The organism is Methylobacterium sp., assembly GCF_028290105.1.
GTDB lineage: Bacteria > Pseudomonadota > Alphaproteobacteria > Rhizobiales > Beijerinckiaceae > Methylobacterium.
This window is the reverse complement of the sequence record NZ_JAQGKL010000312.1, coordinates 1-3405: the sequence shown is the minus strand read 5'-3', so window position 1 is coordinate 3405 and position 3405 is coordinate 1. Positions and strand designations below refer to the sequence as shown.

The window sequence follows — 3405 nt, the reverse complement described above, 5'->3', positions numbered from 1 at the left end:
GATTGCAGCCGGCGTTCTACGACGTGAGAACGGCCTATGCCGGCCTGTTCGGGCTTCTGGGGCTCGAATACATCGCCGACGAGGAGACGACGCTGCGGCGGATGGAACGGTTTCTGGCCACGAGCTGTGGGACAGAGGGATGATCCGCGGGCGGAACTTCGCGTTGTCGAACCTGTGCTGGCCGATGGAGCAAGATCGCGCCGCTTTGCGTCTCCTGCGCGATCTTGGATATCGCGGTCTGGAGATCGCGCCCTTCAAGGTCTTCGGCGGTTGGGAGAACGTGACGCGCGCCGAAGTCGCGACGTACAGGCGCGGTGCGGAATCCGAGGGCCTCGCCGTCATCGCGCTTCAGGGTATCCTGTTCGGTGCACAGCTAGGTCCGATCTTCTCAGGCGCGCGGGCGCGGGCGTCTCTCCTGACGCACGCGACGCATGTCGCCCGCATGGCCGGGGATTTCGGAGGTCTTCCGTGCGTCTTCGGGGCGCCCGGCTTGCGGCGGCTTCTCGACGTTCCCGTCGCGGAGGCCGACCGCATCGCGACCGGGCTGTTCCGGGACCTCGGAGCGATCTTCGCGGATCACGGCTCGATCCTGGTGCTCGAGGCCAACCCCGAGCGCTACGGCTGCGAATACGTGACGAGGACCGATGAGGCCGCAGCACTGGTCGCGGCCGTCGACCACTGGGGGTTTCGCCTCCACGTCGACACCGGCACCCTCTGCGTCAACGGGGAGCGCGACGAGACGCTCGGGCCTCACCTCGACGTCGCGGCGCATGTTCACGTCAGCGAACCCGATCTCGTGCCTCTGTCCCCCGCCAATCCCCGCCACAGGCAGTTCGGTGAACGCCTGCGCTCATCGGCCTACACGGGCTGGATCTCCGTCGAGATGAAACAGTCGGACGGCGATTGGCGCACGTGTCTTCAACGCTCTGCTCAAGTCATCGAGGACCATTATGACGTTAAAGCCGATCGCTGACCTCGTCCGTGCCACGGGCGTCCCGAGCTTTGCGGTCCATCGCCTGCGCGAGCGTGCGCATCGCTACGCCGTCGTCATCCCGGTCATCAACGAAGGTTCGCGCATCGAGCGGCAATTGATGGAGATGGAACAGCTCCCGTTTCCGATGGACGTCGTGATCGCGGACGGGGGGAGCGACGATGGCTCCGTGAATCCGGGGCTGCTCGCCTACTTTCGCCAGGTGCGGGCCGTCCTGGTGAAGACGGATACCGGACGTTTGAGCGCGCAGCTTCGCATGGCCTACGCATGGTGCCTTCAGGAGGGCTATGCCGGCATCGTGACCGTCGACGGGAACGGGAAGGACGGCGTCGCCGCGATCGCGGATTTCTTCGCCAAGCTCGATGCCGGATACGATCTGGTTCAGGGATCACGCTATGTCAGGGGCGGCGTAAGCGAGAATACGCCGCTCGACCGCTATATCGCCGGCCGCTTCATCCATGCGCCGCTGATCAGTCTGGCCTCACGCAGGTTCTGGTACACGGACACCACCAACGGCTTCCGGGCCTATTCGCGCGGATTCCTCCTCGACGCGCGCGTCGCTCCCTTCCGTGCGCAATTCGACCGGTATCAACTCCTCTTCTACCTCTCCATCCGCGCGCCCAGGCTCGGCTACCGCGTCTGCGAGACCCCGGTCACGCGCCGGTATCCCCTGAATACGGCCACACCGACGAAGATTTCCGGTCTGCGTGGGCGAATGAGCATGTTGTTGGAGCTCGTCAATGTCGCGATCGGCAAATACAACCCGAACCGCTCCCCGCGGAATGTCGCGCAGGATGTCCTTCAGGGATCTCGATAAGAAACTGCTCAGCCGGTTCTTCCTGGTCACCGTGATCGGGTTCGGCTTCGATTTTCTCGTCGCTTACGTCCTGATCCGGGCCGGGCAGGTTTCGGTGCCCGCGGCGGCATCGGCGGGGTTCGTCTCGGCCTTTCTCCTCAACTGCGTCATGCACGAGCGGTTCACGTTCGGGTCCTTTACGCAGAGGGTGTCGCTGAGGCGCAGCGCCGGGATCCTCCTCGGCGCCCTGACGGCCTTGGCCACGCGCCTGCTCGTCATCGTTTCGCTCGAGCCTGTGTTCAAGCCCACCGGCGACCGCGCGGCCGTGCTCGTCCTGGTCGCCGCGGGCGTGTCCTGCGCCGTGAACTTCTACGTGACGTCCCGCGCGGTCCGGCCGCACGGGATCCGCACGCGGCGGCAGGCCAAAGCGTAGGGGCGCGCCCCGCGGGTGCTGCGACGAGCTCGATCGAGGGCCACGCGACCGGTGCCATGGTCATCACGTGCGGCTGCCGCTTCGCCACAACCTTTCCAGCCGGATCGCGTCACGCAATGCAACGCCTCTCCCAATGCCTCGGGTGGCTCGCCCTGGCGGCCCTCGTCTTCGCCACCCTGTCCCCGATCGGGTTGCGTCCGACCAGCGGCGACTCCGTCGGGCTCGAACGCTTCGGTGCCTTCGCGGTGGTCGGCTTCCTGTTCGCCTTCGGATATCCCCGGTATCCTGTGCCGTTGCTGACTCTCGTCGTCCTGGCAGCTGCGGGGCTCGAGGCGCTCCAACTGATCGAGCCCACGCGCCACGGGCGCCTGACCGACTTTCTTGTCAAGGCGCTGGGTGCCGGCTTCGGGGCCGCCATGGGATCAGGTCTGGCCGCCCTAACGGCTCTGCGCCAGAAGGCCGACGCGCGGTTCTGAGGGTCGAAGCGACGCCGGGATCGGACAAGCCGGTCGGTCCTCGGCGCGCGGCGCGGGGACGCCGTTGCGCCCCGGGGCATGGCCCCCATTCCCCCCGCGACGGGCAGCGGCCCCCGCAAGACCGGTGAACGATTTATTAAATCTAGCGGTTCGAAGGCGCGAGGCCGGGTGCCAAGTCCGTCGCTAGGTCGGGGGCCGGCTCGCCCGTGCCGTCGCGCGAGGGACAGGCGGGCAGCCGCGCGCGGGCGGAGGGCCGGACGGTGCCGGACATGGCGTCGATCGCGATCTGGCTGACGAGCGCATCGCGCCTGGCCTGCCTGAGGACGATCCGCGCCGCGGCACGCGCGTTGGCCGCTCGCAGCGCAGATTGCGCATTCCCGTCCCGCAGGGCCTTCCAGGCGATCGCACGAAACCAGTTCACGTTGCTGATCGCGATCGCCCGCCGGCGCGCGGCGCCGACGAGCTCGGCTGTCTCAGGCGCTGCGCGCAGGGACATGGGGACTTCCTGACCGGCGAGAATTGCTTGGTGCGTCCTCTTGTAGTGGTGGATTTACTGCCCTCTAATCAACAACAAATCCATTTGCAGGCGTGAAAACTCGGACCGAGCATTTGCCTGGCCCCTTGGAGCTTCGTCGTCGCCCGCCCGTCGCGATCCGGCGCCGGACGGAACCGGGTCCGGCCGGGCTTGCGTCCAACCGCCGCCGGCCGA

5 protein-coding genes are annotated in these 3405 nt (G+C 67.0%); 4 read left to right on the top strand and 1 reads right to left on the bottom strand.

Annotated elements, in window-relative coordinates:
- Positions 1-139: 139 nt before the first annotated feature.
- From JWQ05_RS20480 to JWQ05_RS20465, 4 genes are all read left to right on the top strand, one after another.
- Positions 140-973, top strand: coding sequence for a TIM barrel protein (locus JWQ05_RS20480; RefSeq protein ID WP_299662675.1), 834 nt, complete (start codon positions 140-142; stop codon positions 971-973).
- Positions 951-1808 carry a glycosyltransferase family 2 protein gene (locus tag JWQ05_RS20475; RefSeq protein ID WP_299662672.1) on the top strand — a complete coding sequence of 286 codons (858 nt, stop codon included), beginning with the start codon at positions 951-953 and terminating at the stop codon, positions 1806-1808. Before JWQ05_RS20480 ends, JWQ05_RS20475 begins: the two co-directional genes overlap by 23 nt.
- Positions 1786-2220, top strand: a complete 435-nt coding sequence (locus JWQ05_RS20470; protein ID WP_299662670.1) for a GtrA family protein — start codon at positions 1786-1788, stop codon at positions 2218-2220. Before JWQ05_RS20475 ends, JWQ05_RS20470 begins: the two co-directional genes overlap by 23 nt.
- Positions 2221-2336: 116 nt before the next feature.
- Complete coding sequence (locus JWQ05_RS20465; RefSeq protein WP_299662667.1) at positions 2337-2696, top strand: hypothetical protein; 360 nt, start codon at positions 2337-2339, stop codon at positions 2694-2696.
- A gap of 142 nt (positions 2697-2838) precedes the next feature.
- Here JWQ05_RS20465 and JWQ05_RS20460 read toward each other — a convergent pair whose 3' ends face one another.
- Positions 2839-3192, bottom strand: coding sequence for a hypothetical protein (locus tag JWQ05_RS20460; protein ID WP_299662664.1), 354 nt, complete (start codon positions 3190-3192; stop codon positions 2839-2841).
- Between the last annotated feature and the right edge of the window lie 213 nt (positions 3193-3405).

Excerpts from the sequence above, each read along its gene's own strand:
- JWQ05_RS20470 (WP_299662670.1), top strand. The coding sequence starts at position 1,786 with ATGTCCTTCAGGGATCTCGATAAGAAACTGCTCAGCCGGTTCTTCCTG.
- JWQ05_RS20475 (WP_299662672.1), top strand. The coding sequence starts at position 951 with ATGACGTTAAAGCCGATCGCTGACCTCGTCCGTGCCACGGGCGTCCCG.
- JWQ05_RS20460 (WP_299662664.1), bottom strand. The coding sequence starts at position 3,192 with ATGTCCCTGCGCGCAGCGCCTGAGACAGCCGAGCTCGTCGGCGCCGCG.
- JWQ05_RS20480 (WP_299662675.1), top strand. The coding sequence starts at position 140 with ATGATCCGCGGGCGGAACTTCGCGTTGTCGAACCTGTGCTGGCCGATG.
- JWQ05_RS20465 (WP_299662667.1), top strand. The coding sequence starts at position 2,337 with ATGCAACGCCTCTCCCAATGCCTCGGGTGGCTCGCCCTGGCGGCCCTC.